Origin of the sequence: Salinicola halophilus, from assembly GCF_003206155.1 — a bacterium.
Classification (GTDB): Bacteria; Pseudomonadota; Gammaproteobacteria; order Pseudomonadales; family Halomonadaceae; genus Salinicola; species Salinicola halophilus.
In genome coordinates, this window is record NZ_PZJV01000001.1 from 1,068,033 (window position 1) to 1,094,587 (window position 26,555).

The following is a 26,555-nucleotide window of genomic DNA, read 5'->3' on the forward strand; positions in this document are numbered from 1 at the left end:
GCGGGTTTATCTCGACGAATCCGGCGCTTATACTGTGCGCCGCTTGCGCAACGCCGCACGGTTTGGCATTGCGCCCCCATAGCTCAGCTGGATAGAGCGTCCCCCTCCTAAGGGGAAGGTCTCAGGTTCGAATCCTGATGGGGGCGCCATATCGGCGACCCTTCTTGTTGCCTCTTCTCCTTAGCGCTAACCGCGGCACATCACGCTCGACAGGTTTGATCCCCCGCTGATTCTCGCGCCTCAGTCGACCAGATTCCGGTGAATCCAGGTCTTGACGTCGACCGTTTCGATACCTTGATGATGATTGAATGTCCCGCCTTTGGGCCAGGCGACGCCTATGCCCGCTGCAAACACCGCGCGATACTTGAGCAGGTTGTTATCACGGTCACCGGCTATGGCGTCGGCGAGAAAGTCCACCGTCTATACGTGACGGGTAAACGGACGGTCGAGCTGGTGCTCCAGCTCATCCGCTAACGCCCCGTAGCTGACGGTATCTCCTGCGACGAACACGGTTTCGTTCTGGAACCGTGGCTCGTGAAACAGTATCGCCGTGGTCAAGCGCCCGATGTCTTCCGGCGTTGTCACGGTGACCTGGTTATCCCAGCTACCCAGTGCGTGAACCTCGCTCTGCTCAAGATCCACGACGCCAAAAGCCGGTTCGAACAGGAAGCTGGTGAACATCCCCGTGGCGACGATGATCCACTCTGTGCGGTTCTGCGCCCGGAGCAGGTCGCGCACGTCGAGTTGTTCATCGAACACGTCCTGCGCGCTACCTCGGCCAATCGTGTCGTAGTCGACGCCAAACTGCCACGGCACATAGCGCTTCACGCCGGCCTCGAGCACTGCCTGGGTAATCTTGGTCTGGATACCGGCCCCCGCCGAGAAACCGACGCAGGAGACGACGGTATCGAAGGGAGCGAAAAGTGCCGCGAGCGTCTCCTGGCTGCTGGAGACGATATCTCCCGCGATCGGCTCGATACCCCACGCCTGTAGCTGGTCGATCTGCTGTCGTTTGCGCGGATCGGTCGTCTCCAACGCCGACTGCCGCAGCAGTACATGGACGCGCGCGGCCGGTGCGGTGTCACCACGATTAACGAGATGGCGCAGGATCTCGAACCCCAGCTCGCCTGCGCCCAATACCAAAATCGATTCATAGTCGTTCGTGCAATTCATGCGTTTGCCACCGTTGCAGTTCCTTTCGAGGTGGCGGATGTTGTCACGTCAGGATTCCCCGCATAAGTAGGTACATCGGTGATACCGAAAGACGAAGACGACCTGCTCGCTCGCTCCCGGGCGCTCTGTGACGCGATGGAAGACGAGGACGACTGGCTGAAAAGAGAGGTGCTGACTCACGCCGGCAATCGCTGGGCTTTTGGGGTGATTCACGCGCTAAAGGAGGAAGGACGGCTGAGACACGCCGAGCTTCGCCGACGGCTCGAGGGTGTCACTCAGCGGATGCTAACCAGAACGCTACGGCAGCTCGAGCGCGATGGGCTGATTCTTCGCCAGGATTACGAGGAAGTTCCGCCAAGAGTCGATTACGAGCTGACTCGGTTGGGGGAGGAATTTCTCCTGAAGATCATTCCCATGTGGCTCTGGATCTTCGAGCATGCGGAGGATTTCCGCCAGGCTCGAGAAGCCAACTCGATGGCCGCGGGGGAGTAGAGAAACGCTTCGTTGCCTTGAGCGTTCAACAAGTCGTGGCGCCCTACCCCGGCTCTCCCAGCAGTAGCCGCAGCGTCTGGCGGTTTTCGATGAGATCCGCGAGCACGTAGCGGTCGAGCACACTGAGAAACGCCTGTTGCGCTTCAAACAGCACGCCCTTGAGACGACAGGCGGGGTCGATGGGACACGTCGAGTTCGCGCCGAAGCACTCGAGCAGTTCGAGGTTCTCGATCTCTCGCACCAGGGGGCCAATGGCGATCTTGTCACTGGGGCGGGCGAGCTTGAGCCCGCCGCCCCGCCCTCTCACGCTGACGAGATAGCCGAGCTGCACCAGCGTCTGCGACACCTTAGCGAGATGGTGGTTGGAGATGCCGTAGTGCCTGGCGGCGGCGGGCACCGTGGCGGGCTCGTCGTCCTCCCTCACCCCGAGAAAGATCAGCAGGCGCAGGGCGTAGTCGGTATGTGTCGTCAGTTTCATCGTCGTCGATCCTTGGCGCGTCGCGCTCTGTTCCCGCGGGTGAGGCGTTCGCCATTGCTATTCGTCGCCCCCGGCCGAGGTGGGCTTGGCGTATCAGGATACTGGGTCACACCCGCGACGTTGACCGCCCCGTGGCGAGATGTCGCGCACGGCTTCCGGCGCTTGACGCTCTGAATCGAGCTGCGGATACTCGATCTTAAAGAGGTATTTGATATACCACTTTAAATCATTGCCGATGCCTCGCCTTGCGGCGAGACATCGCTTCCGTGGCCTGCCTTTGGAGTCTCCATGCTCAGCCCCGCCCAGATTGCTATCGTCAAACAGACCGTCCCCGTGCTCAAAGCCCACGGCGAGACACTGACTCGCCACTTCTATGCGCGCATGTTCGAGCACAATCCTGAGGTGAAACGCTACTTCAATCCGGCGAACCAGCGTTCGGGGGCGCAACAACGGGCGCTGGCGGGGGCCGTCGTCGCCTACGCCGAGCACATAGAGAACCCTTCGGTGTTGGCAAACGCCGTGGAGCTGATCGCTCAGAAGCATGCCTCCCTGACGATTCGTCCCGAGCACTACCCCATCGTGGGCGAAAACCTGCTGGCGTCGATCCGAGAAGTACTGGGCGAGGCGGCAACGGATGACATCATCGATGCGTGGGCGGCGGCCTACGGCGAGCTGGCCGCGATCTTCATCGACCGGGAGAGCGAAATCTATACCGAGCAGGCGCAGCAGCAGGGTTGGAGCGGTTTCAAGCCGTTCACGATCGTCGATCGCCGGGTCGAGAGCGACAACATCGTCTCTTTCTTGCTGGCGCCCACCGATGGCGCGGCACTGCCGCCCCACCGGGCGGGTCAGTACGTCAGCGTGCGGCTGCCGAACGCGAGCGGCGAACCGGTGATGCGCAACTACAGTCTTTCCAGTGCACCGAACGCTGCGAGCTACCGCATCAGCGTGAAACGCGAGCGCGGTGGGGAAGGCACCGATGGCGCGGTCTCGGCGCGACTGCACGAGGCGTACGCTGTCGGCGACACGCTGGAAGTCACCCCGCCGTGCGGCACTTTCGTGCTGGAGCTGCCGGAAGATGAAACGCGACCGCTGGTTTTCATCGCTGGCGGCGTCGGCGTGACGCCGCTGATTTCGATGGCGCACGCGGCGCTGGCGGCATCGAATTCACGACCGGTGATTTTCGTGCAGGCGGCGCGGCACGAAGGTGTCCGCGCGTTTGGTGAAGAACTCGAGACGCTGCAGCGCGAGCACGCCAATGTCGACGTACGGGTTCGCTATAGCGAAACGTCAGCAACCGGTTCGACAGCGTCGGGGGCGATCGACGGCTCGGAGATCGCCGACTGGACGGGGGGCCGCGAGGCGACGTTCTATTTCTGCGGCCCGCACGCCATGATGCAAGAGATCGACGCGCTGCTGGCGAGCCGGGGTGTGGAGGCCACCGACCGGCGCTTCGAGTGCTTCGGCCCGCTGCATCCGCTCGCGGCCTGATCGTCGCAGTCCGCACGCGACGATAGGTAGACCCATGACCTGCCACGCCAAGAGAGGAGCCCTCGAATGCGCCACGAGAGACCCGATCCGCTCTCCCCCACCATCCCCCTCTATCAGGCGCCGATGGCGGGCGTCTCGACGCCGGCGATGGCGGCGGCGGTTTCCAATGCCGGCGGTCTTGGTGGACTGGGCCTGGGGGCGATGTCGCCCAATGCCGCCCGCGATACGATCCTCGAGACGCAGGCGCTGACCCGCCATCCGTTCAACGTCAATTTTTTCTGCCACGCGCCAGCGGTACGTAACGAGCGGTTAGAGACTGACTGGATCGAGCGCACCCGCGAGCTATTCGCGTCGTTCGGTGCAGCGCCCCCGGCGGGACTCGAGGAGATCTACACCCCGTTCACCGCCAACGACGCCATGCTGGATGTGCTGCTTCAAACGCGCCCGTCTGTCGTGAGCTTCCACTTCGGCCTGCCAAGGCCCGGGCAGATTCGCGCCCTTCGTGATGCCGGCTGCCGCTTGATCGCGACGGCCACGTCACTCGAGGAGGCGCGGCGTATCGAGGCGAGCGGTCTCGACGCCGTCATCGCCCAGGGGTGGTCGGCGGGTGGTCATCGCGGTGTGTTCGACCCTCGCGCTCATGACGACAAGCTCTCCACCGAGGCGCTGACCCGCTTGCTTGCCGACGAGATCTCGCTGCCGGTGATTGCGGCCGGCGGATTGATAGACGGCCACGACGTCACGCGGGCGCTGAGCTGGGGCGCCAGCGCCGCGCAGTTGGGGACGGCCTTTATCGCCTGCCCGGAAAGTGCCGCGGACGACACCTACCGCGAGCGCCTACTGGAAGGAGGCGAAACGCGGATGACTACCGCCATCTCCGGGCGACCGGCGCGCTGTCTCGCCAACCGGTTCACCGCTTGGGCTGAGGCCGTACCGACCGAAGACATCCCCGCCTACCCCTGCACCTACGCGTTGGCGAAGGCACTCCACGCGGCCGCCAAACGGCAGGGGGAATTCGGTTACGGTGCGCAGTGGGCTGGCACGCAGACATACAAAACTCGCGCCCTGCCGGCTCATGCGCTGACGCTCGAGATAGAGGCGGCGCGCTACCGATGATCCCCACCGGCCCGTCGATGCGGATTCAGCGCCATCGACTTGGCTCTATCCGAAAGTATTGGTTGACTCAAAAGGCTGTAGGGCGCAGGCTAACCGCAGTAGGTAGCAAGTCGCATATTGTCAGTAGCAGTCGAATTATTCGGTAGCCTGGTTATATCCCCTTGTTTTGCCCACTATCTCGGGTATTACCCGGCAACTTTGAAACATGCATTGCGCATAAGGAATTCGACACATGGCAACTGGCACCGTTAAGTGGTTCAACGACAGCAAAGGCTTTGGCTTCATTTCTCCGGCAGACGGTGGCGATGACCTCTTCGCACACTTCTCCGAGATCCAAGCGACTGGCTTCAAGTCGCTGCAGGAAGGCCAAGAAGTCTCCTTCGACGTTACGCAGGGCAAAAAAGGCCTGCAGGCTGCGAACATCAAGCCGCTGTAACGAGTAAGCTCTTGCGTTAACGCTTGAGAATTACTGTCGACGAAGCCGGCATACGCGGGCTTCGTTGCGTTTGAGGCATGCGTAAGCTCACGCATAGCCTATTGTGGCTCCCCGTTGAGCGTCTTCGCTCCCCCACCCCGATTTCTCGCTCCGCCGCGTCATCAACGCCCCGCTCGGCTCGCTCTACCCCGCCGCCGCATAACGCTTTACGCATCTCGGCCGACAGACCGCTCACGGCGACAAGAGATCGCCTTTCGACACGTGTCCGGCCTCGCTCTGGCGCGATCATGCCCGCGCGATGGGTATGTGTGAAACGGAAAACATTGACGCGAACGGGTAAAGGCGTCTAAGCCTATGAGGCCATTGAAAAAACCACGAGGAAATCACCATGGATATCTTCAACATCACGTTCAAGCTGCCGGCCCATCAGGACACGCAGAGCGAGAAGGTCGAAGCCGAAAGCGAACAGGAAGCCCGTTCGATCATCGAGACGCGTCACAAGCCGTCGGAGATCGTCAGCGTCGAGAAAGATAACGCCTGATCGACGGCAGTCAGAATGATGCGAGACGCGAAGCCACGCGTTGACCGAGGGAGCGCCTTTTGGCGCTCCTGCTCGTTTCAGATCGCGCCGACACCGCCGCACAGACTTGGCCTGACTCCCTCGACGCCGTATTCTGCAGCGCTTGCTCAATGAGGGGAGCAGCACAGCTGCCAACGACGCATCGTGAGAATGACGAGACTTCAACGCTACCGAGCGCACTACATTGCCTCGAATCTCGAAGCCGCCTACGTCTATGTACTGGCGGCCTGTTGGCAGCAGGCCGTGGCGATCGCGAAAGAGGAGCTTCGTCGGCGCACCGGCATGACAGTCATGCTCGAGCGCCTGGAATGCCTGCCCCAGCACGACAGGCGATCGCTACCCCTACCGAGCCGACGACCGATCGTGTTCGAGTCGGACGACCTCAGCGAGCGATGACCGACGACGAGGTCATGAGCCGATTTATCTGGTACAGGTCATGAAGATAGCGGTCCAGCCAGGCGACGAGGTGCGTCAGCGCGACCAGCGCGTAGATCAGCACCATCAGCACGACTTCATTGTTCATCCACGCCAGCGTGGCACCGGGTACCTCGTAGGCGATCGTATAAAGGCTCAAGCCACCGAGGAAGAGCACCAGCAGGCAGTTGATCAACACGACGTTGAGCAGCACCAGCCGCATGTCACGCCGAGGCAGTGACGACGACCAGAACGATAGATGTCTTGCCTTGAGGTGGCCGTCGAAAACAAGTCGCTGCCGCCGACGGCGAAGCGGCTGCAGGAAGTCGGCCGGATTCGGGTGCTCCGTCACTGCCTGGAGAAGCCGCGGATCCATCCTGTCTTGACGCAGCGCCTCGATCGTCGCTGCAACCCCTCGCTCCCCCGCTACGTCGCCCTCCGCGCGCTGACGCTCTTCGTCGCCGACGTTCTGCTCGTAGTAGATGTCATAGACCTGGTATACGGCGATGGCAACGCCGATGAAGTTGAGCAGTAGTACCAATGCGGTCAACACGTTTCACGAACTCCCATTCGAGGGTCGGTAGATGTCTGCGCGCGCAGCGGGCGCCGTACACCAAGGCATCGATAGTGCTGCCGACGAAACGATGGTTCAATCAGAAGACCGTTAATGCGCCGAAACGCCGCAGCCTTCGTCACCCGATGCCGGCAAGGCTGCGTCATCGTCACTGCCGTTCCACCGCCAACGTATCGTCGAGTTTGACCATTGTACGCGACGGCGACCCGTGATGATGCTGGCGCGGCACCACCCCATGGATTCAGCCATCCCGCAAGAGGACGGAAAACGCGATGCATTTCGACTTCGCCGACCTTCGTGTCTTCGTCCATGTCGCCGAAGGTGGCAGCCTCACCGCCGGTGCACAGCGCGCCCACCTGTCGGCCGCCGCCGTCAGTGGACGCATCAAGTCGCTGGAGCATCAGCTCGGCCAGCGGCTCTTCTATCGCGGCCAGTTAGGGGTCGAGCCAACGCCGGCGGGGGATAAACTGCTCGATCACGCCAGGCGAATCCTGCGTCAGGTCGAAGCCGTCAAGAGCGACTTCTCGAGCTATGGCAGCGAGGCCTCGGGTCATCTACGCATCTTTGCCAATACCACGGCGGTCATCGAGTTCATGCCGGAGGTTCTGGCGGATTTTCTGGCGACGCGACCCGGCGTCACGGTAGATCTCCAGGAGAGGCTCACCACCGATATCATTCGCGGCGTGCTCGACGGTACGGCGGATCTCGGGGTGCTCGGCATCATGGTCGGTCTGGAGCTACCGCCTCGGCTCAAGACCCTGCCTTTCAGTCGGGATCGACTGGTCATCGCGACGCCACGCGAGCATGCACTGGTGCACCGGGAGCGAGTGACCTTCGAAAGCGCTCTGGAGTACCCCCACGTCGCGCTTCACGAGGGCAGTACGCTGCTGCATTTTCTGGAAGGCAAGGCGCTCGAGCTCGGCAAGCCACTACCCGTCAGGATCAAGGTCTTCGGCTTCGAATCGGCGTGTCGCATGATCGAAGCGGGGGTCGGAGTAGGCATCCTCCCCGAATCCTGTGCCCTTCGCTATCAAGGGCACATGCGTATCGACATTCGCCATCTCGACGACGCCTGGGCCTATCGCGAACGCAGCCTGCTAATACGCGATCGGGCCGCACTGTCAGCATGCGCGCACGAGTTGCTCGAGGCGATAACCACGCATGGCATGTCTCGAGCGCAGCACGTCGATCTCATACAGTAGCGCTAATCGACTCGCCGGCCGCGTCATGGGGTCGTGACTCGGCATGAAAGGCCGGCCCCGGGAGGTAGCCGGCCTGAAATTGAGCCTGTGGAGGGTGGCGAAGCGTTATCGATCAGGTGCCGGTACGCAGCGACATCCGCGTCTTGTGCGACTCCTGAGACGACTGCTGACCGATCATCTCGTCGTAGGCCGTCTGCTGGACGAGAAACAGCGGTAGCTCCTCCAGCCCGCCGGCGCCTTTGAGAAGCTTGCGCGCATGTTCGAGCGAATCTGGGCGCAGCACCTCACCCGATTCGGTTTCCAGCGTGTGGGTATCATCGGCGACGATCGCGTGAAAGAGATAGATATCGCCCTCCATCGCCTCGACCTGCAGCTCATCCACGCCACCCTTTCGCGCTAGGGTCACGAATTCATCAAAAGTCATTCTCTCTACTCCTGGATACGGGCCGGCATCACTCGCATGACCGATATGCCCAAGGTCACGGTTCACGCTTTCTCAAGCTCACTTTGCAGCTTCAGCACGCGCGTACCGTCTTCCTGCTTGATCAGGTACGCCGGGTTGTCCTCGCTGCCTTTACGTTTGACCTCACTTCCCTGCAGTTTGCGCGTCACGGTCTCGCGGAATTTTTTGGTTACCGTACCTTCCGCCCAGTTCGGTCCCCACTTCCATTTCACGCTCTGTCGCTGCTTGAAATCGGTCACGGTCATTCCTCAGAAGTTGTACACGCAATCAATGCTTGTACAGCTTGAGCAATTATGCCAAGTTTAATTTGTACCACGGGGCAGGAAGCCCTTTGACGTACCGACAGGTTCATCGGGAAAAGGGATTGTGTCGATACGCCTCCAGGCAAGGACGCCTGATTCGAGAAACATTGGATTATCGTCAAGGAAATCGACGAACAGCACCATGGAGGGAGTGTCATGAACTATCAAATCTCATGTACCCGCTGCGGCTGCACCAGCGCCATTGCCCCGGATACCGCACTCGACTGGGATGAAATCAGCTGTACGGACTGCGGCGACTTCATCACGACCTGCGGGCAGTATCGTGACCGCCAGGCACCCAACTACGCGCTGCAGGCACTCAACATGTCTCGCGGACTGATTCTTCAGATGGCCCGGGAGACGGTCGCACCCACCGAACACTTCTCGGACTTCAAGCAATCCGCCTGAGCTGACTCACGCCAGTCGAAAGCCGCCACTCACCCGGCGGCTTTTTTACGTCCGGTCGGCGCGAATGACGACACGGCTCGTCTCTCTGTACTGTTGCGGGACAAAACCCGCCAACACAGAAGACCGATACAAAAAACCGACACCCCGAAGGTGTCGGTTCTGACAGCCAATCACGACCGTCGATGGTGGCCAGCCTGACGCGCCCCGCCAGCGACGCGACATCAGCTCAAGCGCTGGCGATAGTCTTCATAGCCGAACGTCTTGACCGTGGTCACCACCCGCGACGTTGCCTCGACGCGACAGATTGCCGGCAGACGAATGCCGTTGAAAGTGGTCGTCTTGACCATGGTGTAATGTGCCATGTCCGTGAACACCAGCCGGTCCCCGATCTCGAGCGGGGCGTCGAAGGCGTAATCGCCGATCACATCACCCGCCAGGCAGGTGGTGCCGCCGAGCCGATAGGTATGCGCCTTTTCGCCCGGGTAAGCGCCACCGATGATCTCGGGGCGATACGGCATCTCCAGCACGTCCGGCATGTGCGCCGTCGCCGAGGTGTCCAGAATCGCGATCGGACCATCGTTGTCGACGATATCCAGCACTGTCGCGACCAGAAACCCGGTATTGAGCGCGATCGCCTCACCCGGCTCCAGATAGACTTCGAGATGCGGGTAGCGCGCCTTGAACTCGCGCACTACGCGGATCAGCCGCTCGATGTCATAACCCGGCCGGGTAATGTGATGCCCGCCGCCGAAGTTGACCCAGCGAAGCCCACCCAGATACCCGCCGAACTTCGTCTCGAAAGCGTCAAGCGTCGCTTCCAGCGCGTCGCTATCCTGCTCGCAGAGCGTGTGGAAATGCAGCCCGTCGAGACCCTCGAGATCGCCCGGGCGAAGATCGCCGGCGCGTGTTCCCAGCCGTGAGCCCGGCGCACAGGGGTCGTAGAGCGCCACCTCGCCGGTAGAATGCTCCGGGTTCACGCGTAGCCCGCAGGAGACGTCACGCGGTGCTTCCTCCACGGTCTGGCGAAAGTAGTGCCACTGCCCCGGCGAATTGAAGCTCAAATGGTCGGCGTACCGCAGCACGACCTCCATCTCCGGCACGGTGAACGCCGGCGAGTAGCAGTGCACCTCGCCGCCGAACGTCTCCGCCCCCAGACGCGCTTCGTCCTGCCCGCTGGCCGTGGTCCCCACCAGATACCGGCTCACCAGCGGAAAGGTATCCCACATGGCGAAGCCCTTGAGGGCCAGCAGGATCTTGGCGCCGCTTTCCGCCTGCACTCGCGCGAGCAGCTCGAGATTGCGCTCGAGCCGGGCATCGTCGACCACGTAGGCCGGCGAGGGACAGGTCTGGATATCGAAGCCGCAGACCTCGACCGCCTGGGCGTTCCTGTCGACCGCTCCCATCAGGCGAGCGGGTCGACGTCGGGGTCGAGTTCGACCATCTGCCACGGCAGGCCCATCTCGCCGATGCGCTCCATGAACGGATTCGGATCGAGCTGCTCGACGTTGAACACGCCGTCGCCCTTCCAGATCCCTTCCAGCATCAGCATCGCCCCGGTCACCGCCGGCACGCCGGTGGTGTAGGAAATGGCCTGGGACTGCACTTCGGCATAGCACTTCTCGTGGTCGCACATGTTGTAGATGTACACCTTGCGACGCTTGCCATCCTTGATGCCGTCAAGGATGACGCCGATGTTGGTCTTGCCCTTGGTGCGCGGGCCGAGCGACGCCGGATCCGGCAGCACGGATTTCAGGAACTGCAGCGGCGATACCTCGGTACCGTTGACGTTGATCGGCTCGATGCTCGTCATGCCGACGTTCTCGAGTACCTTGAGATGCGTCAGATACTTCTCGGAGAAGGTCATCCAGAAGCGGATGCGCTCGATGCCCTTGATGTTCTGCGCCAGCGACTCGAGCTCCTCGTGATAGAGCAGGTACAGGTCCTTTTCACCGATACCGTCGAAGTCGAACGTGCGCTTCTCTGCCAGCGGCGCGGTCTCGACCCACTCGCCCTTCTCCCAGTAGCGACCGTTCGCGGTGATCTCGCGAATGTTGATCTCCGGGTTGAAGTTGGTCGCGAACGGATAGCCGTGGTCGCCGCCGTTGGCGTCGAGAATGTCGATGCGGTGGATCTCGTCGAAGAGATTCTTCTGGCCGTAAGCGCAGTAGATGTTGGTCATGCCCGGATCGAACCCACAGCCGAGCGTCGCCATGTTACCGGCGTTCTGATAGCGATCCTGGAACGCCCACTGCTCCTTGTACTCGAACTTCGCCTCGTCGGGGTGCTCATAGTTGGCGGTGTCGAGATAGGGCACGCCGGTACGCAGGCACGCTTCCATGATCGTCAGATCCTGATACGGCAGCGCCACGTGAATCAGCACGTCCGGCTTGAACGATTCGATCAGCGCCACCAGCGCGTCGGTATCGTCCGCATCGACCTGAGCGGTCTCGATCGCTCGCGGGAGCTGTTCGGCGATCGCCTTGCATTTGGCTTCGTTGCGACTGGCCAGACAGATCTGCGCGAAGACTTCGGGATGCTGCGCGCACTTGTGCGTGACGACGCCGCCGACGCCGCCGGCGCCGATAATCAGGACTTTGCTCATGGTTCGGTTCCAGATCGGGAAAAGTCAACAGAGATAAGGTCTTATCGGTAGTGGGCAACTAACTTTCTGGAAAATTCAGCGCACCCCGACCCGATGCCACCCCGGTCATGGTTCTCACCCCGCGACCAACGCGAGACGAGGCCGCAGATGATGGCCTCGTCGGCAGCGGGGCTCAAGCCTTTTTGGCGCCAAACCCCGCCGAGAGACACCTGGCCGCGGGCTCGACGGGACGGCGACCGATGACGTGCGCCTCGCCCCCGATGGAACACTAGCCACCGCAATGACATCGACTAACCTGATTCTACCCGTCGGGCGGCTCATCGCCGCCCCGCATCCGTCCCGGTACAGAGGAACGCTACTGTGAAGACAACGCCCCCTCACTCGCCCGCTGACACAAGACCCGACGTCAAGGCGACGCTGCTCGCTGCCATACTGCTGGGTATCGGCTTCATGGCCGCCATCGACGAGATCATCTTTCACCAGGTCCTCGCCTGGCACCACTTCGTCGAGACCGATAGCTCGGCGCTGGCGCTGGCGTCCGACGGCCTGCTGCATACCCTCGAACTGATCGCCATCATCGCCGGCGGCGTCATGATGCTCAGGCTCCATGAAACGCATCGCCAGGCAGCGGGCTTTCGCGGTGCGGGCTTTCTGCTGGGCATGGGCGGGTTTCAACTCTTCGACGGCATCGTCGACCACAAGATTCTGGGACTGCATCAGGTGCGCTATGTCGACAACCTGCTGCCCTACGACCTGGCGTGGAACGGCGCGGGCCTCTTGGTACTCCTGATCGGGGTCTGGCTCTACAAACGAGCCGCCCGCGGTCGCGCCCTGAGTCAGCGATGACCGCACTCGCCGGGCTGATGGCAGCGGCGCTGGCGCTCTACGGGCTGGGCGTCTGGCGCCTTCGTCGCAGCGGGCGGGCATGGCCGCTCTGGCGTCTGGCGGCATTCGCCCTCGCCGCACTCGCCGTCGTCGTTGCACTGCTTCCCCCGATCGCACACTGGGCGCATCACGACTTTCGCGGCCACATGATGGTGCACCTGGTAGTCGCCATGATGGCGCCGATCGGGCTGGTCTTCGCGGCCCCGGTGACACTGGCGTTGAAGAACGTTCCCGCCATCTGGGGACGGCGTTGGGTGACGCTACTGAACACGCGGCCGCTGCGGTTTCTGTCTCACCCGATTACGGCCGCCGTTCTCAACGTGGGCGGCCTCTACGCCCTCTACCTGACCGACCTCTATGGCGTCATGCTGACGAGTCCGGCGTTTGCCGTGTGGCTCCACTGGCACTTCCTGCTGGCGGGTTGCCTGTTCACCTGGGCGATCGCCGGACCCGACCCCGCCCCTCGGAGGCCGAGTCTGCACCTACGCCTGGGAGTGCTGCTCGTCTCGATGGTGGCCCATGGTGTATTGGCGAAGTGGATGTATCGCTTTCACTTGCCCCGTGAGGAGCACTGGCTCGCGGTTCAGCAGGGGGCGGAGTGGATGTTCTACCTAGGTGAACTGCCTGAGGCGTTCTTGGCTTTCGTGTTGCTGCGCCAGTGGTCGAGATGGCACTTCCCCACCTCGATGGCGCAAACCGAGAGTCGCACCCCATAACGACAACGCCCCGGTATCTGAATACCGGGGCGTTGCGTGATACGGGCGCACCGAGGCGCTGTCGTCGACCGCCGTGTTACTGCGGTCGCATCGGCGCCGAGTCGATCAACGGCGGCCGAGGATCAGGCCAAGGAAGACACCCACGCCGCCGGCGATCGCCAGCGCGCTGATGGGATTCTTCACCGTGGCTTCGCGCATGCTGTCGACGGTTTCGCCGTAGTTGGCCTGGACCTTGCCGGCAGCCTGGCGCGCCTTGCCTTCACGACGAAGATCATTGTCTTCGGTGAAACGGCCTGCCGCTTCCTGGGCCTGACCCTTGAGTTCTTCGGTGCGTCCCTTCGTTTGATCTTCGTACATACGGACCTCCTTGGCAGCGGTTATGTCAGCGGATTCGTTCCGCTGATGAATGAGCGTAGCTGCCCGTCGGAAAACCCACAATGTTGGTCTCTATTCGCTGATACCGTGACCTCGCACTCAGCCTGCGAAACGCATCGCCAGCGCAACTTTCGACGAGACATCTATACTGGACAAGTAACCTAATCAGAAAGGAAGACTGCAATGCGTACTCAAGGAATGATCGGCGCGGGCGTTCTAGGACTGGCACTGGCGCTGGGTGGCTGTGCCAGTACGCCGCCGTCTCCCTATGAGAAAGTGGCCGGAGAGTACGAGGGCGTACTGCCCTGCGCGGACTGCTCGGGAATCCAGGTCGATCTGAAGATGATGAACATGGATGACACGGGTGGCGCCTATGTGCTCAACAGTCTCTACCAGGGGCGTAGCGACGAGCCGATGAAGACACAGGGCAATTTCCTCATCCTCAACGACGTTGGCCCGCAACATCTGCCGACCGTCTATCAGCTCAGAGGCGCCGGCGGCAACACCATCTACTTCCTGCGTCCGCTGGACGACGGCAATCTCGAAGTGCTCGATACGCGCATGGGCGTCATCAGCTCCGGGGCAGACATGACGCTGAAACGTCAGTAACGCGCTGGGGCATCGCCCCCGGACTGCCATCGATACGACGAAGCCGGGCCTTGTGCCCGGCTTCGTCGTCATGATGGTCCCGCTCGATCCGTCGCCCTCGAGACCCGCGCGCTTTACGTCTTAAGCGAGCCTTTAGGCTCTTAGCGAGCTCCCGGGTCTTTAGCCAGCGCCCAGTCTTCAGACGGCCTAGGTCCTTAGCGAGCGATGAACGTAGAGATCGTAGCGGCTTGTCTTGTCTTCGATGACGTGACGCGGCGCGGGGCCGTGGATCGGCGGCGCCTTGCGCGGTCGCTTGACCACCACGCGGTGGGTGGCAATATCCAGCGCCGCTTCCAGCAGGCGCGGAGCGTCGTCGTCGGCACCGGCCAGCTCGCGGAAAAGACGCATCTCCTTTTTGGCCAGCGCCGATTTCTCACGATGCGGAAACATCGGATCGAGGTGAACGACCTGGGGCGAATGCGGCCAGTCGGCGACCGCCGCACCGAGCCCGGCAGCACTGTCGGCATGGAGCAGACAGAGCCGCGAGACGATATCGCCCACTTCCCGGTCTTCGCGCGCTCTGAAGAGCGCGTCGGCCAGCAGCGCATGAATCGCCGCGACACGCTCGACCATCAGCACCTCGGCCCCCAGCGAAGCCAGCACGAAGGCGTCGCGTCCGAGACCGGCAGTGGCGTCGACCACGCAGGGCGTCACGCCCTTGGCGAAACCGCAGGCGCGGGCGACCAGCTGTCCGCGCCCGCCGCCGAATCGACGCCGGTGCGCCACGCCGCCGGAGAGAAAGTCCGCGCTTACCGGGTGCCCGTAGCTCGCGGCGTCTCCCGCGATGACGAGCCCCGGCTCACCCTGCCGCAGGACCAACCCGGACTCGGGCTGCGCTCGTTGCCACGCGAGGCCATAGCGCTCGGCAAGCTCCCGCAGCGCATCACCGACGACGACGAGACCGCTCACGTCGCCCACAGGAAGAGCGCGGCGCCGAGGAGCAGCCGGTAGATCACGAAGGGCAGCATGCCGATCCGGTCAAGCGCCACCAGAAAGAGCTTGATGCAGATCCAGGCGGCGATGAACGAGAAGACCACACCGAGCACCATCTCGTGCCACAGGGCAACACTGCTATCGGCCTGAACGAGTTCGATACTCTGGTATAGCCCCGCGGCGAGAATCAGGGGTATCGAGAGTAGAAACGAGAAGCGAGCCGCTGCCTGGCGCGTGAAGCCGAGCATCAACGCTGCCGTCATGGTGATCCCGGAGCGCGAGGTGCCGGGGATCAGCGCGAGCGCCTGCGCCAACCCGACGAGCAGCGCCGCTTTGAGCGTCATGCTGCCGAGCGGACGCTCGCGAAGGCTCTTGAGATCGGCAATGCCGAGCACCACACCGAAGACCAGTGTCGTCGTCGCGATCACCAGCACCGACCGGCCGGCGCTCTCCACCCAGTTCTCCACGAGTAGCCCAGCGATGACCGCCGGCAACGTCGCGATGATCACCGCCCAGCCCAGTCGGCTCTCCTCGCTCTGCCCGCGGCTTCCGAATTGCGCGAACCAGGCGTGAGTGATTCGCCAGATATCTCGCCGAAAGGCGAACATCACTGCGCCCAGCGAGCCGATGTGCACGGCGACATCGAAAGCGAGTCCCTGGTCGGACCAGCCCAACAGTTGAGAAGGCAGTATCAGGTGCGCGGAGGAAGAGATGGGTAGAAATTCGGTGACCCCTTGAATGACGGCCAGGGCTACCAGGTGCAAAACATCCATGATCGCTCGAGATCCTTATCGATGAGCCACGTGAATCGTCGCGTTCACGTCTTGCGCCAGGCCACCTCGTTGCGCAGATAGACGGGGGTGGCGTCATGAGGCGCGCCGCCGCGTTCGCCCCGCGCCCAGGCGCCGGCGGCAAGACGGACGATATCCTGCGCCGCTACGAGTTCGTCCGGCAGGACCTGAGCGAGCGACGCGCGTATCTGGACAGGCGTTTGTTCCAAAAGTTGCCAGCCACTGCCGATTCCGACCCACTCTCGGTCGCCCTCCTCCCCCGGCAAACGCAATTTGGCCGGCGAGATCACCCGTTCTTCGAGGCAGATCTCGACTTCCCCCTCCACACAGCGGTAGGCGCCGACATAGATTTCGCCCATGCGTGCGTCGAGCGCTGCGACGACGTGGCGAGCATGCCACTGACGGTGCGCGGCGAGCGCGAGCGACTCGAGCGTGGAGACGCCCATCAGCGGGAGATCCGCGCCATAGGCGAGCCCCTGGGCGATGCCCGCGGCAATTCGCAGCCCGGTGAAAGAGCCCGGTCCATGACCGTAGGCAATGGCATCGAGATCGGCGAGACGCATCCCGGCCTCGTCCAGCAGCTCATCGATCATCGGCATCAGCCGTCGGGTATGTTCGCGTGGCGCGATCTCGAAACGGTGAATCAAGGTGCCGTCGCGCCACAAGGCGCTCGAGCAAGCGTTCGAGGAGGCATCCAGGGCCAGGAGGGAAGGCATCGAGTTACCGAACGTTCAAGAGTGAGGGGCCAAAGCCCGGATCCGCCCGGGTGGCGGGAGACGTCGCGCTGCCGGGCGGCAGCGCGACGCTGGCGAGAACTCAGCCCTCGAGGGCCGCGAGAACCTGACCGCGAATATCGTCGACGGTGCCGATACCGGCGATGCGGTGGTAGGTCGGCGCGGAATCCGGGTCTTCCGACGCCCACGCCTGGTAGTAGTCGATCAGCGGTGCGGTCTGATCGTGATACACGTTGAGACGATGACGAATGGTGTTTTCGCTATCATCTTCGCGCTGAACCAGCTGCTCACCGGTGACGTCATCGAGTCCCGTCTCACGCGGCGGGTTGTACTCGACGTGGTAGACCCGTCCGGAGCCGGGGTGGACACGACGGCCGGCCAGACGCTTGACGATCTCTTCGTCGGCGACGGCGATCTCGACGACGTGGTCGAGCTTGATGTCGGCTTCCTTCATCGCATCCGCCTGCGGCAGGGTGCGCGGGAAACCGTCGAACAGAAAGCCGTTGGCGCAATCCGGCTCGGCGATTCGCTCCGCCACCAGCGCGATGATCAGCTCGTCCGATACCAGAGCACCGCTGTCCATGACCTCCTTGACCTTGACTCCCAGCTCGCTGCCGGTCTTCACCGCGGCGCGCAGCATGTCGCCGGTGGAGATCTGCGGGATGTTGAAGTGCTCGCAGATGAACTGGGCTTGGGTACCCTTTCCAGCGCCCGGGGCGCCCAAGAGGATCAAACGCATGGTTTAGTGCTCCTTGAAAGATGGCACCGGTACACGACCGGCGAATGGAGCAAAACGATACCTGCCGTGCGACAACCGCACAAGGCTCGCTTCGGCGAATACCGGGGCTCCCGCCGGACCAAAAAAAAGCCAACGGCCCGAGTGGGCCGTTGGCTTGCGTCTCACGCGTGATGCGCTCAGATCAGGATGCGACGAATGTCTGTCAGCACCTGAGCCAGGTAAGCGGTGAAGCGCGCTGCATCCGCCCCGTTGACCGCCCGATGGTCATACGAGAGCGACAGCGGGCACATCAGCCGCGGCTTGAACTCGGCACCGTTCCAGACCGGTTTCGTCTGCGACTTGGAGACACCGAGAATCGCGACTTCCGGCGCGTTGACGATCGGCGTGAAGGCCGTGCCACCGATCGAGCCGAGACTCGAGATGGTGAAGCAGCCGCCCTGCATCTCGTCGCGCTTGAGCTTGCCTTCCTGAGCCCGCCCGGCGAGGTCGATCACTTCCTTGGCGAGCTCGATGATGCCTTTCTGATCCACGTTGCGGATCACCGGCACCATCAGCCCGTTGGGCGTATCCACCGCCACGCCGATGTGGACGTACTTCTTCTGGATCAGCTTGTCGCCGTCCGGGTGCAGCGAGACGTTGAACTGCGGGTACATCTCGAGCGCCTTGGCGGCCGCCTTGATCATGAACGGCAGCGGCGTGAGCTTGGCCCCCTGCTGGGCAGCCTCGTCCTTCATCGCCTTGCGGAAGTTCTCGAGTTCGGTGATGTCCGCTTCGTCGAACTGCGTAACGTGGGGCACGTTGAGCCAGCTGCGATGCAGATTGGTCGCCCCCGCCTTCATCAGCCGGCCCATCGGCTTCTCTTCGATCTCGCCGAACTGGCTGAAATCGACCGCCGGGATCGGCGGGATGCCTGCGCCACCGCTGGCAGCGGACGCCTGTGCCTTGCCCGTATCGCCGCTCTTGCGCGCCTGCATGACCTTCTTGACGAAGCCGTCGACGTCGTCCTTCACGATGCGACCCTTCGGCCCGGACCCTTCGACTTCGCTCAGGTCGACCCCGAGCTCACGGCCGAGCTTGCGCACCGCCGGTCCGGCGTGAACCTGAGCGCCAGCCGTCTTGTCGTCGCCGTGCTTGTGACGCGCTTCCGGACTCGGCTCGCCTCCGGCGGCCTTGCCACCCGACTTGGCGTCGGATTTCTTGCTCTCGGACTTCTCGCCACCGCCCGTTTTCTTGGCGTCGTCGGACTTCTTGGCATCGTCGGACTTCTTGCCCTTCGCGTCCGCCTTGTCGCTCGAGCCGGATTTCTTGCCCGAGCCCGCGGATTTCTTGCCGCCCGCGGTCTCGATGTAGCCGATCAGGTCGCCTTCGGAGACGCTGTCGCCCTCCTTGACCGACACTTCGACGATCTTGCCCTCAAAGGGGCTAGGGACGTCCATCGATGCCTTGTCGGACTCCAGCGTGATCAGCGTGTCTTCCTTGCTGACCTCGTCGCCTTCACCGATCGCGACCTCGATGACTTCGACGTTATCGCTGCCGATATCGGGTACGCGAAGCTCCTGACGACCGCCGCCTTCTTCATCGCCGGATTCGTCGTCATCGGACTGGTCGTCGCCGGATTCGTCATCATCGGAGGCGTCGTCGCTTTCCGACGCGTCGCCATCGTCGCTGCTGGCGTCGGACGACGCGTCGTCACCGGCATCGTCGCCTTCGCCGGCAATCTCCATGGTACCGATCACGTCACCTTCGGTGACCTTGTCGCCTTCCTTGATGGAGAGCGACACGAGCTTGCCGCTGTAGGGACTGGGAACGTCCATCGATGCCTTGTCGGACTCCAGCGTGATCAGCGTGTCCTCCTCGCTGACCTCGTCGCCCTCGCCTACCGCGACGTCGATGATCTCGACCGGGTCATCACTGCCGATGTCCGGCACCTTGACCTCGACGGTGCGCTTGCCGGAACCCGAGGCGGATTTCGACGACTTCGGCGCGGGTTTCTCGTCTTCGGCGTCTTCGTCCGACTCGGCGCTCTCTTCGCTCTTGCCCGGAGAGGCCTTTTCGGCCGATTCCTGATCGCTCTCGGCGTCGTCGTCCTGATCGTCGTCGCCTTCACCTTCGGCTTCGAGCTCCAGAATGTCGTCGCCTTCGGAAACGGTATCACCCTCTTTCACCAGCAGCTTCACGACCTTGCCACCCTTGGGCGCAGGGACGTCCATGCTGGCCTTGTCGGACTCCAGCGTGATCATGGTGTCTTCAGCGGAGATGACGTCGCCTTCGCTCACCGCGATCTCGATGATTTCGACACCGTCGCTACCGCCGATGTCGGGAACTTTGATGATTTCGCTACTCAAGGTCGCGCTCCTTTATCATCCACCGGTTCGCCGCGCGGGCGAACCGGTTCGTCTGGCCGTGGCCGTCGCCACGCGTGACGACGGCCCTTCGGAGAGTCGCCGATCAAACGGTCAGCGGGCTGGGCTTGGCGGGATCGAGGCCATACTTCTTCATGGCATCGTTGACCACCTTGCCGTCGACCTCGCCGCGCATCGCCAGCGCGCGCAGCGCCTGAACGGTGACGTAGTAGCGATCGACCTCGAAGAAGTGACGCAGCTGTTCGCGAGTGTCAGAGCGACCAAACCCGTCGGTGCCGAGCACGTGGAAGTCCGTGGGTACCCAGGCGCGGATCTGATCGGCATAGAGCTTCATGTAGTCGGTCGAGGCAATGACCGGCCCTTCGATCGATTCGAGCTGCTGAGTCACCCAGGGCTTCTCACGCTTGTCGTCGAAGTCGAGGAACTGCGCCCGGTCGTACTCCAGCGCTTCGCGACGCAGTTCGTTGAAGCTGGTCACGCTCCAGACGTCGGCGATGACGCCGTGCTCTTCGGCGAGCATCGTAGCGGCGGCTTCGACTTCGCGCAGGATGGTGCCGCTACCCATGAGCTGAACCCGCGGCTGCTTGCCACCTTCGCCCGTCTCGCCCTGCTTGAGCCGGTACATGCCGCGAACGATGCCCTCCTCGCTGCCTTCCGGCATTTCCGGGTGCGGGTAGTTCTCGTTCATCACGGTCAGGTAGTAGAAGCAGTTTTCCTTGTCCTGGAACATCCGCTTGAGACCGTCCTGGACGATCACCGCCAGCTCGTGGCCGTAGCACGGATCGTAGGAGCGGCAGGTCGGCACCGTGGACATCAGGATATGGCTGTGGCCATCCTGGTGCTGCAGGCCTTCACCATTGATGGTGGTACGCCCGGCAGTACCGCCGACCATGAAGCCGCGAGCCTGGAGGTCACCGGCGGCCCAGACCAGATCACCGATACGCTGATAACCGAACATCGAGTAGTAGATGTAGAACGGCAGCAGCGGCAGATGGTGGTTGGCATAAGCGGTTGCCGCGGCGATCCACGCCGACATCGAGCCGGCTTCGGTGATGCCTTCCTCGAGGATCTGACCCTTCTTATCCTCGCGGTAGTACATGATCTGGCCGGCATCCATCGGCTCGTACTTCTGGCCTTCGGCGGCGTAGATACCGAGCTGGCGGAACATGCCCTCCATGCCGAAGGTGCGTGCCTCGTCGGGAATGATCGGCACGACCCGCTGACCGAACTGCTTGTTCTTGACCAGACCGTTGAGCACCCGCACGAACGACATCGTGGTCGAGACTTCGCGGTCGCCGGAGCCCTTGAGCTGGGTCGCGAACATCTTGTCCTCGAGCGTCGGAATCTCGATCGCTTCGAAGTCGTTCTTGCGCGCCGGCAGGAAACCACCGAGCTTGTCGCGCTGGAGATGCAGGTACTTCATCTCCGGGCTGTCGTCTTCCGGCTTGTAGTACGGAATGTCGCCGCTTTCGATCTGCTTGTCGGACACCGGGATGCCGAAACGGTCGCGGAAGGCCTTGAGCGCGTCGGTCTCCATGGACTTGATCTGGTGCGCTTCCATGTCGGCTTCACCGCTGCCGCCGCCCATGCCGTAGCCTTTGACGGTATGCGCCAGCACCACGGTCGGACGCCCGTTGGCGTTGTTAACCGCCTCATGGTACGCCGCGTAGACCTTCTGCGGGTCGTGGCCACCACGGTTGAGCCGGAAGACCTCCTCGTCGGAGTAGTCCTTGACCATCTCCGCGGTCTCTTCGTACTTGCCGAAGAATTCGTCGCGGGTGTACTTGCCACCCTGAGCCTTGTAGTTCTGGTACTCGCCGTCGACCGCCTCGTCCATGCGCTTTTGCAGCATGCCTTTGGAGTCTTTCTCGAATAGCGGGTCCCACAGACCGCCCCAGACCACCTTGATGACGTTCCAGCCGGCACCGCGGAAGACGCCCTCGAGCTCGTCGATGACGCGGGAGTTGCCGCGCACCGGGCCGTCGAGACGCTGCAGGTTGCAGTTGATCACGAAGATCAGGTTGTCGAGCTTCTCGCGGCTGGCCAGATGCAGCGCGCCGAGCGATTCCGGCTCGTCGCACTCGCCGTCGCCGAGGAACGCCCAGACCTTACGGTCCTTCATGTCCTCGAGTTCACGCGAGTTCAGATACTTCATCACGTGAGCCTGGTAGATCGCCTGGATCGGACCCAGCCCCATGGAGACGGTGGGGAACTGCCAGTAATCCGGCATCAGATAGGGGTGCGGATAGGACGGCAGGCCTTCACCATCGACTTCCTGGCGGAAGGTGTCCATCTGCTCTTCGCTCAGACGGCCTTCCAGGAAAGAGCGCGCGTAGATGCCGGGCGTGACGTGGCCCTGGATGTAGAGCAGATCACCCTTGTGATCGCCGTTGTCGGCGCGGAAGAAGTGGTTGAAACCGACTTCGTAGAGCGTGGCACTGGACTGATAGCTGGCGATGTGGCCACCCAGGCCCTTGTGCTTCTTGTTGGTCCGCAGCACCTGCACCATCGCGTTCCAGCGGATCGCCGAGCGGATCTTGCGCTCGATGAACATGTCGCCGGGAATCTTCGCCTCACGATGCACCGGAATGGTATTGCGGTGCGGCGTGGTCCCGGAAAACGGCGGTGACGAGCCGTCCCGGCGCAGCCGATCCGCCAACCGACTCAGAATGTAGCGAGCGCGCTCTTCGCCCTCATGCTCCACGACCGAGGCCAGGGAATCCAGCCACTCCGTGGTTTCGACCGGATCGAGATCTTCTCGTGTCTCCAGACTCATAGACAACTCTCCGAATGGGAAAGGGTTTGCCATTCGCCCGGCCATGGCGGGTAGCCGCAGCAGGGCTTGGAATATGCGCTCTTCGGTGCGGATGCGGCTCTTTTGGGACCGCTTTTCGAGATTTCTGAGCCGTCGCGACGTGACGGCGGGCGTGCGTGACGCGAAAAATCAGGCGAGAAAGATACCGCAATCCACCACAACTGCCAATTCGCCGCCGACTCGCACGCAGTGAAACGCTCGTTTAAAACCAAACTTTTCAGAGGCTTGCGTTTCAGCGCGTCGATCATTTCGAGGCCCACCGAAAACGGGCAGGCACGAGACGTTCGCGTTCGACACTAACGATAGCAGTCCGAGCCCGAATGTCATGGCCTGGGCCCGTTCGGAAGTCATCGCCTGCGGCCCTCAGCCTCGGGCGAGGCGGTGTCGCAGATAGGCCCAGTCGAATGCCGGCCCCGGGTCGGATTTACGCCCCGGGGCAATCCAGGCATGGCCTGTCAGACGCGACTCGGTGATGTCGGGGTAGCGATCCATCAACGCCTGCAGCACCTTCGCCAGTGCGTGGTATTGGGCTTCGCGATACGGTCGCTCGTCGGTACCCTCCAACTCGATGCCTACCGCGAAGTCGTTGAGACCGCAGCGCAGACGATCGCCGTCCTGCCAGCGAGATCGCCCGGCGTGCCAGGCGCGGCGATCGAACGGCACGAACTGGACGCACTCCCCGTCACGTCGAATCAGCAGATGTGCCGAAACCCGCAGCGACGCGATGGCGGCGAAGGCCGGGTGGACGTCGGGATCCAGGGTATTGGTGAAAAGCCGCTCGATGGCATCGCCACCGAACTCGCCCGGCGGCAGGCTGATACCGTGCAGAACGACCGCAGACACCTCGCCCTCGGGGCGGTCGTTGGCGTTGGGTGAATCCATCCGACGTGCGGTCTGCAGCCAGTGTGCGTCGATCTCCATGACTCGCTTGTCTCCCCGTCGATCCAGGTGTCATGCCCCACGCTTCTTCTCTATCGAGCGTTCTCGCTTCAGAAAGGCGAGCACCGATCCGCCGAGACGCTCGTCGCGGGGACTGATCCCGAAGCGATGCCGGTAGGCCGTCGAAAAGTGCGCCCCGGAAGAAAAACCGTGAGCGAGTGCGATCTCTCCCACGGCGGCGTCGGTCTCACGAAGGGCGCGCCGCGCCCGCTGCAGTCGCAGGTTGAGATAGAAACGGCTAGGCACCGCCTGGAGATGTTTTTTGAAGAGCCGCTCCAGCTGGCGCCGCGACATGCCCAGGTGCGCCGAAAGCTCATGGGTGGTCAGGGGCTCCTCGATGTTCGCTTCCATCAGCGCCACGGCGTCCACCAGGCCTGCCGGCGCGTTCCCCAACCCCGAACGGAGCGGCACCTGCTGCGGCTCGTCCGCCATGCGGATGCGTTCGCAAACGAAGTGCTCGGAGACGCGTCGCGCCAATCCCTCACCGTGATGCTGGCCGATCAGCGTCATCATCATATCCATTGCCGCCGTCCCGCCCCCGCAGGTGAAACGATCGCGATCGATTTCGAACAGCTGATGACTGACGCGGATCGCCGGATACGCGCGAGAAAACGTCTCGCCGCCAACGTAGGGGATGGAGGCACGATACCCCTCGAGCGCGCCGGCGCGCGCCAGCCATCGCGTGCCGCCCGCGACGCCGCCGAGCACCACGCCACGCTGTGCCAGCCGGGAGAGCCAGGCTTCCAGCGCTTCGACCTTCACTGGCGCAAGGGGCAACTCGCTCGCCGGATCGGCGAGCGGCGCGCAGACGATGACCACATCGAGATGGCGTTCGTCACCGGTCAGGGCATCCGGCACGAGCGCCAGTTCAGTGACGCTCGTGACCGGATCGGCATCGAGAGCGAAGGTGGTCGTCGCGTAAAGCCTACGCCCGGCCAGCCGGTTGGCAACGATGAGCGGCTCGATCGCACAGGCCTGTGCCAGTAGCGAGAAGCCCGGGAGCAGAACGAAGCCAACCTGGCGCGGCGCCTCGCGATTCACGAGCCGGCGCCGACCACGAGCAGTCGATCAGACCTGGACGACATCGAAGTCGACGGCAGTGTCGACATCGGCGTCGTAGTCGACGTCGTCGCGCTCGAAGCCGAAGAGCTTGAGGAACTCGTGCTTGTAGCCTGCGTAGTCGGTGAGCTCGAAGAGATTCTCCGTGGTCACCTGGGGCCAGAGCGCCTTGCACGCCTGCTGGATGTCGTCGCGCAGCTCCCAATCGTCCAGGCGAAGCCGGCCTGCCTCGTCTACCGGGGCATCGTTCTCGGCGTAGAGCCGATCGCCGAAGAGCCGGTTGAGCTGGTCGATGGTGCCTTCGTGGACGCCCTGCTCCTTCATCACCTTGTAGACCATGGAGATGTAGAGCGGCATGACGGGAATCGCCGCGCTCGCCTGCGTGACCACGGACTTGAGCACCGCCACATTGGCGCTGCCGCCACTCTGGCCCAGGCGTTCGTCGATCTCGTTCGCGGCGCGGTCGAGGTCTTCCTTCGCCTTGCCAAGCGCCCCGTGCCAGTAGATCGGCCAGGTGATGTCGGTACCGATGTAGCTAAACGCGACGGAGCGTGCGCCCGGTGCCAGCACGCCCGCCTGATCGAGCGCATCGATCCAGAGCTCCCAGTCCTGACCGCCCATCACGTCGATGGTATCGGCGATCTCCTGCTCGGTGGCAGGCTCGACGGAGGCTTCGGTGATGGCGTCCTTGTTGGTGTCGATGGCGGTAGCGGTGTAGGTCTCGCCGATCGGCTTGAGGGCGGAGCGCTTGAGCTCCCCGCTTTCCGGCATCTTGCGCACCGGCGAGGCCAGCGAGTAGACCACCAGGTCGATCTGGCCCATGTCCTCGCGAATGCGCTCGATGGCGGCTTCACGCACCTCGTTGGAGAAAGCATCGCCGTTGATCGACTTGCTGTAGAGCCCTTCCGCCTTGGCGAACTTGTCGAAGGCCGCCGAGTTGTACCAGCCGGCCGTGCCCGGCTTCTTCTCGGTGCCCGGCTTTTCGAAGAACACGCCCAGCGTATCCGCGCCGTAGCCGAACGCCGCTGTGATACGGGCCGCCAGGCCATAGCCGCTCGAGGCGCCGATGACCAGCACGTTGCGCGGCCCGCCTTCGACGCCGGCGAGATTGGCGCGCGTGGTTTCGATCTGTTCGAGGACGTTGCGCTCGCAGCCTCGGGGATGCGTCGTTGTGCAGATGAAACCGCGAACCTTGGGCTTGATGATCACGTTGAACCTCGTAGCAAAAGCCGAAACAAAACGCTCCAACGAAGCCGTCGGAACGTGACATGGAGCGCATTCTAACAGGGTGGTGAAAGGCCGGGCTAACTTGCCGACATCCAAGCGATGGCGAACGAAACACAGGCATCGATGGACTTGAGTCTGGGCAGACGCTGATCGATGATGCTGGCCCGACTGCCGACAAGCGCCGAGGTACCATGGACGAACAGGAGATCGAAGCGCTCGTCATCGAGCGCGGCGCGCTGTGGCTTGCGCTCTCGTCGCTCTGGCTCGAACGCGAACCGCGAGAATCGGACTACGCCGCGATGGTCCGCGAGATCGATGCGATGGGACTGTCACTACAGGCACTGGAGCGAGTTTACCGACTCGAGATGTCACCGGTGATGGCGCGCTATCAGTTTTCGATGGCGGGTCAGTGGCGTGAATTCGACGAGAACATGTTGCTGACGCGCCTGGTGCGCCACTACCGTCGCCTGAATGGCTGGCGCCGCACCAGCTGGTCGCTGTTCTCGGGGCTCACGACCATGATGAGTCGCTACCGCTTCAACGAGCTGGTCGTCCGCGTCATGGTCGCCCGGGGTGAGCGCCCGCCGACCTGAGCGCCGC

The 26,555-nt window shown here is 62.8% G+C and carries 30 protein-coding genes and 1 tRNA gene; 13 read left to right on the forward strand and 18 right to left on the reverse strand.

Features of this window, described 5'->3' with window-relative positions:
- Nucleotides 1-72: 72 nt before the first annotated feature.
- A tRNA-Arg gene (locus DOM33_RS04775) sits at nt 73-149 on the forward strand.
- 91 nt (nt 150-240) lie between these two features.
- Here the strand turns inward: DOM33_RS04775 and DOM33_RS16335 are convergent.
- Both DOM33_RS16335 and DOM33_RS04780 read right to left on the reverse strand, forming a co-directional pair.
- Nucleotides 241-417, reverse strand: coding sequence for a hypothetical protein (locus DOM33_RS16335; protein ID WP_239495265.1), 177 nt, complete (start codon nt 415-417; stop codon nt 241-243).
- Nucleotides 418-420: 3 nt separating this feature from the next.
- The gene (locus tag DOM33_RS04780) at nt 421-1,173 is read right to left on the reverse strand and encodes an aromatic alcohol reductase (protein ID WP_239495266.1); all 753 of its coding nucleotides are present in this window, start codon (nt 1,171-1,173) and stop codon (nt 421-423) included.
- 78 nt (nt 1,174-1,251) lie between these two features.
- Between DOM33_RS04780 and DOM33_RS04785 the strand changes: the two genes are divergently transcribed.
- The gene (locus tag DOM33_RS04785; RefSeq protein ID WP_204352606.1) at nt 1,252-1,665 is read left to right on the forward strand and encodes a winged helix-turn-helix transcriptional regulator; all 414 of its coding nucleotides are present in this window, start codon (nt 1,252-1,254) and stop codon (nt 1,663-1,665) included.
- Between the two features lie 43 nt (nt 1,666-1,708).
- Here DOM33_RS04785 and DOM33_RS04790 read toward each other — a convergent pair whose 3' ends face one another.
- On the reverse strand, nt 1,709-2,143 hold the full coding sequence (locus tag DOM33_RS04790; protein WP_110666291.1) for an Rrf2 family transcriptional regulator: 435 nt from the start codon (nt 2,141-2,143) through the stop codon (nt 1,709-1,711).
- 288 nt (nt 2,144-2,431) lie between these two features.
- Between DOM33_RS04790 and hmpA the strand changes: the two genes are divergently transcribed.
- The 5 genes from hmpA to DOM33_RS04810 all read left to right on the forward strand — a co-directional run bounded on the left by hmpA (nt 2,432) and on the right by DOM33_RS04810 (nt 6,162).
- The gene (hmpA, locus tag DOM33_RS04795; protein ID WP_110666293.1) at nt 2,432-3,634 is read left to right on the forward strand and encodes an NO-inducible flavohemoprotein; all 1,203 of its coding nucleotides are present in this window, start codon (nt 2,432-2,434) and stop codon (nt 3,632-3,634) included.
- A gap of 66 nt (nt 3,635-3,700) precedes the next feature.
- The gene (locus tag DOM33_RS04800; protein ID WP_110666295.1) at nt 3,701-4,750 is read left to right on the forward strand and encodes an NAD(P)H-dependent flavin oxidoreductase; all 1,050 of its coding nucleotides are present in this window, start codon (nt 3,701-3,703) and stop codon (nt 4,748-4,750) included.
- 232 nt (nt 4,751-4,982) lie between these two features.
- Entirely contained in the window at nt 4,983-5,186 is a 204-nt protein-coding gene (locus DOM33_RS04805) for a cold-shock protein (protein WP_110666298.1), read from the forward strand.
- Nucleotides 5,187-5,574: 388 nt separating this feature from the next.
- Nucleotides 5,575-5,727, forward strand: a complete 153-nt coding sequence (locus DOM33_RS16125; RefSeq protein WP_162617889.1) for a hypothetical protein — start codon at nt 5,575-5,577, stop codon at nt 5,725-5,727.
- 189 nt (nt 5,728-5,916) lie between these two features.
- On the forward strand, nt 5,917-6,162 hold the full coding sequence (locus DOM33_RS04810; RefSeq protein ID WP_110666300.1) for a hypothetical protein: 246 nt from the start codon (nt 5,917-5,919) through the stop codon (nt 6,160-6,162).
- On the opposite strand, the gene DOM33_RS04815 is transcribed toward DOM33_RS04810, so the two are convergent.
- A complete protein-coding gene (locus tag DOM33_RS04815) occupies nt 6,149-6,733 on the reverse strand; it encodes a hypothetical protein (RefSeq protein ID WP_162617890.1) in 585 nt (194 codons plus the stop codon). The two genes, DOM33_RS04810 and DOM33_RS04815, sit on opposite strands and share 14 nt — an antisense overlap.
- A gap of 293 nt (nt 6,734-7,026) precedes the next feature.
- Between DOM33_RS04815 and DOM33_RS04820 the strand changes: the two genes are divergently transcribed.
- Nucleotides 7,027-7,956, forward strand: coding sequence for a LysR family transcriptional regulator (locus DOM33_RS04820; protein WP_110666304.1), 930 nt, complete (start codon nt 7,027-7,029; stop codon nt 7,954-7,956).
- 112 nt (nt 7,957-8,068) lie between these two features.
- Here the strand turns inward: DOM33_RS04820 and DOM33_RS04825 are convergent, their stop codons facing one another.
- Together DOM33_RS04825 and DOM33_RS04830 are read right to left on the reverse strand one after the other, a co-directional pair.
- A complete protein-coding gene (locus tag DOM33_RS04825) occupies nt 8,069-8,380 on the reverse strand; it encodes a DUF6482 family protein (RefSeq protein WP_110666306.1) in 312 nt (103 codons plus the stop codon).
- Between the two features lie 62 nt (nt 8,381-8,442).
- Nucleotides 8,443-8,658: a hypervirulence associated TUDOR domain-containing protein gene (locus tag DOM33_RS04830; RefSeq protein WP_204352607.1), complete on the reverse strand. Its 216-nt coding sequence runs from the start codon at nt 8,656-8,658 to the stop codon at nt 8,443-8,445.
- Between the two features lie 219 nt (nt 8,659-8,877).
- On the opposite strand from DOM33_RS04830, the gene DOM33_RS04835 reads away from it, so the two are divergent.
- A complete protein-coding gene (locus DOM33_RS04835) occupies nt 8,878-9,129 on the forward strand; it encodes a hypothetical protein (RefSeq protein WP_110666311.1) in 252 nt (83 codons plus the stop codon).
- 221 nt (nt 9,130-9,350) lie between these two features.
- Here DOM33_RS04835 and nspC read toward each other — a convergent pair whose 3' ends face one another.
- Complete coding sequence (nspC, locus tag DOM33_RS04840; RefSeq protein WP_110666313.1) at nt 9,351-10,532, reverse strand: carboxynorspermidine decarboxylase; 1,182 nt, start codon at nt 10,530-10,532, stop codon at nt 9,351-9,353.
- Complete coding sequence (locus tag DOM33_RS04845; RefSeq protein ID WP_110666315.1) at nt 10,532-11,731, reverse strand: saccharopine dehydrogenase family protein; 1,200 nt, start codon at nt 11,729-11,731, stop codon at nt 10,532-10,534. Before DOM33_RS04845 ends, nspC begins: the two co-directional genes overlap by 1 nt.
- A gap of 360 nt (nt 11,732-12,091) precedes the next feature.
- Here DOM33_RS04845 and DOM33_RS04850 point away from each other — a divergent pair, with 360 nt between their 5' ends.
- Together DOM33_RS04850 and DOM33_RS04855 are read left to right on the forward strand one after the other, a co-directional pair.
- Nucleotides 12,092-12,577, forward strand: coding sequence for a DUF2243 domain-containing protein (locus tag DOM33_RS04850; protein WP_239495267.1), 486 nt, complete (start codon nt 12,092-12,094; stop codon nt 12,575-12,577).
- On the forward strand, nt 12,574-13,332 hold the full coding sequence (locus DOM33_RS04855; protein ID WP_110666317.1) for a cytochrome c oxidase assembly protein: 759 nt from the start codon (nt 12,574-12,576) through the stop codon (nt 13,330-13,332). The genes DOM33_RS04850 and DOM33_RS04855 overlap by 4 nt, the downstream gene beginning before the upstream one ends.
- A gap of 105 nt (nt 13,333-13,437) precedes the next feature.
- On the opposite strand, the gene DOM33_RS04860 is transcribed toward DOM33_RS04855, so the two are convergent.
- Nucleotides 13,438-13,689 carry a CsbD family protein gene (locus tag DOM33_RS04860; protein ID WP_110666319.1) on the reverse strand — a complete coding sequence of 84 codons (252 nt, stop codon included), beginning with the start codon at nt 13,687-13,689 and terminating at the stop codon, nt 13,438-13,440.
- Between the two features lie 201 nt (nt 13,690-13,890).
- Between DOM33_RS04860 and DOM33_RS04865 the strand changes: the two genes are divergently transcribed.
- The gene (locus DOM33_RS04865; protein WP_110666321.1) at nt 13,891-14,316 is read left to right on the forward strand and encodes a copper resistance protein NlpE N-terminal domain-containing protein; all 426 of its coding nucleotides are present in this window, start codon (nt 13,891-13,893) and stop codon (nt 14,314-14,316) included.
- 186 nt (nt 14,317-14,502) lie between these two features.
- Here DOM33_RS04865 and DOM33_RS04870 read toward each other — a convergent pair whose 3' ends face one another.
- The 9 genes from DOM33_RS04870 to fabV all read right to left on the reverse strand — a co-directional run bounded on the left by DOM33_RS04870 (nt 14,503) and on the right by fabV (nt 25,937).
- A complete protein-coding gene (locus DOM33_RS04870) occupies nt 14,503-15,234 on the reverse strand; it encodes a class I SAM-dependent methyltransferase (protein ID WP_204352636.1) in 732 nt (243 codons plus the stop codon).
- Between the two features lie 26 nt (nt 15,235-15,260).
- Complete coding sequence (locus DOM33_RS04875; protein ID WP_110666326.1) at nt 15,261-16,061, reverse strand: undecaprenyl-diphosphate phosphatase; 801 nt, start codon at nt 16,059-16,061, stop codon at nt 15,261-15,263.
- A 44-nt stretch (nt 16,062-16,105) separates the two neighbouring features.
- Complete coding sequence (gene tsaB / locus DOM33_RS04880) at nt 16,106-16,795, reverse strand: tRNA (adenosine(37)-N6)-threonylcarbamoyltransferase complex dimerization subunit type 1 TsaB (RefSeq protein WP_110666328.1); 690 nt, start codon at nt 16,793-16,795, stop codon at nt 16,106-16,108.
- Between the two features lie 100 nt (nt 16,796-16,895).
- Complete coding sequence (gene adk / locus DOM33_RS04885) at nt 16,896-17,552, reverse strand: adenylate kinase (RefSeq protein ID WP_110666330.1); 657 nt, start codon at nt 17,550-17,552, stop codon at nt 16,896-16,898.
- A gap of 176 nt (nt 17,553-17,728) precedes the next feature.
- Complete coding sequence (gene aceF / locus DOM33_RS04890) at nt 17,729-19,897, reverse strand: dihydrolipoyllysine-residue acetyltransferase (protein ID WP_110666333.1); 2,169 nt, start codon at nt 19,895-19,897, stop codon at nt 17,729-17,731.
- Nucleotides 19,898-20,000: 103 nt separating this feature from the next.
- The gene (aceE, locus tag DOM33_RS04895) at nt 20,001-22,691 is read right to left on the reverse strand and encodes a pyruvate dehydrogenase (acetyl-transferring), homodimeric type (RefSeq protein ID WP_110666334.1); all 2,691 of its coding nucleotides are present in this window, start codon (nt 22,689-22,691) and stop codon (nt 20,001-20,003) included.
- Between the two features lie 402 nt (nt 22,692-23,093).
- Nucleotides 23,094-23,651: a 1,6-anhydro-N-acetylmuramyl-L-alanine amidase AmpD gene (gene ampD, locus DOM33_RS04900; protein ID WP_110666336.1), complete on the reverse strand. Its 558-nt coding sequence runs from the start codon at nt 23,649-23,651 to the stop codon at nt 23,094-23,096.
- A 30-nt stretch (nt 23,652-23,681) separates the two neighbouring features.
- Nucleotides 23,682-24,710, reverse strand: a complete 1,029-nt coding sequence (locus tag DOM33_RS04905; protein ID WP_110666338.1) for a GlxA family transcriptional regulator — start codon at nt 24,708-24,710, stop codon at nt 23,682-23,684.
- 27 nt (nt 24,711-24,737) lie between these two features.
- The gene (fabV, locus tag DOM33_RS04910) at nt 24,738-25,937 is read right to left on the reverse strand and encodes an enoyl-ACP reductase FabV (RefSeq protein WP_110666340.1); all 1,200 of its coding nucleotides are present in this window, start codon (nt 25,935-25,937) and stop codon (nt 24,738-24,740) included.
- A 209-nt stretch (nt 25,938-26,146) separates the two neighbouring features.
- Between fabV and DOM33_RS04915 the strand changes: the two genes are divergently transcribed.
- Nucleotides 26,147-26,548: a DUF7079 family protein gene (locus DOM33_RS04915; protein WP_110666342.1), complete on the forward strand. Its 402-nt coding sequence runs from the start codon at nt 26,147-26,149 to the stop codon at nt 26,546-26,548.
- The last annotated feature ends 7 nt before the right edge of the window (nt 26,549-26,555 follow it).

Bases quoted from the DNA above. Each gene is read 5' to 3' on its own strand.
- DOM33_RS04780 (WP_239495266.1), bottom strand. From the start codon at position 1,173: ATGAATTGCACGAACGACTATGAATCGATTTTGGTATTGGGCGCAGGC.
- DOM33_RS04790 (WP_110666291.1), bottom strand. From the start codon at position 2,143: ATGAAACTGACGACACATACCGACTACGCCCTGCGCCTGCTGATCTTT.
- hmpA (WP_110666293.1), top strand. From the start codon at position 2,432: ATGCTCAGCCCCGCCCAGATTGCTATCGTCAAACAGACCGTCCCCGTG.
- DOM33_RS04800 (WP_110666295.1), top strand. From the start codon at position 3,701: ATGCGCCACGAGAGACCCGATCCGCTCTCCCCCACCATCCCCCTCTAT.
- DOM33_RS04805 (WP_110666298.1), top strand. From the start codon at position 4,983: ATGGCAACTGGCACCGTTAAGTGGTTCAACGACAGCAAAGGCTTTGGC.
- DOM33_RS16125 (WP_162617889.1), top strand. From the start codon at position 5,575: ATGGATATCTTCAACATCACGTTCAAGCTGCCGGCCCATCAGGACACG.
- DOM33_RS04810 (WP_110666300.1), top strand. From the start codon at position 5,917: ATGACGAGACTTCAACGCTACCGAGCGCACTACATTGCCTCGAATCTC.
- DOM33_RS04820 (WP_110666304.1), top strand. From the start codon at position 7,027: ATGCATTTCGACTTCGCCGACCTTCGTGTCTTCGTCCATGTCGCCGAA.
- DOM33_RS04825 (WP_110666306.1), bottom strand. From the start codon at position 8,380: ATGACTTTTGATGAATTCGTGACCCTAGCGCGAAAGGGTGGCGTGGAT.
- DOM33_RS04835 (WP_110666311.1), top strand. From the start codon at position 8,878: ATGAACTATCAAATCTCATGTACCCGCTGCGGCTGCACCAGCGCCATT.
- nspC (WP_110666313.1), bottom strand. From the start codon at position 10,532: ATGGGAGCGGTCGACAGGAACGCCCAGGCGGTCGAGGTCTGCGGCTTC.
- DOM33_RS04845 (WP_110666315.1), bottom strand. From the start codon at position 11,731: ATGAGCAAAGTCCTGATTATCGGCGCCGGCGGCGTCGGCGGCGTCGTC.
- DOM33_RS04855 (WP_110666317.1), top strand. From the start codon at position 12,574: ATGACCGCACTCGCCGGGCTGATGGCAGCGGCGCTGGCGCTCTACGGG.
- DOM33_RS04860 (WP_110666319.1), bottom strand. From the start codon at position 13,689: ATGTACGAAGATCAAACGAAGGGACGCACCGAAGAACTCAAGGGTCAG.
- DOM33_RS04865 (WP_110666321.1), top strand. From the start codon at position 13,891: ATGCGTACTCAAGGAATGATCGGCGCGGGCGTTCTAGGACTGGCACTG.
- DOM33_RS04875 (WP_110666326.1), bottom strand. From the start codon at position 16,061: ATGGATGTTTTGCACCTGGTAGCCCTGGCCGTCATTCAAGGGGTCACC.
- tsaB (WP_110666328.1), bottom strand. From the start codon at position 16,795: ATGCCTTCCCTCCTGGCCCTGGATGCCTCCTCGAACGCTTGCTCGAGC.
- adk (WP_110666330.1), bottom strand. From the start codon at position 17,552: ATGCGTTTGATCCTCTTGGGCGCCCCGGGCGCTGGAAAGGGTACCCAA.
- aceE (WP_110666334.1), bottom strand. From the start codon at position 22,691: ATGAGTCTGGAGACACGAGAAGATCTCGATCCGGTCGAAACCACGGAG.
- ampD (WP_110666336.1), bottom strand. From the start codon at position 23,651: ATGGAGATCGACGCACACTGGCTGCAGACCGCACGTCGGATGGATTCA.
- DOM33_RS04915 (WP_110666342.1), top strand. From the start codon at position 26,147: ATGGACGAACAGGAGATCGAAGCGCTCGTCATCGAGCGCGGCGCGCTG.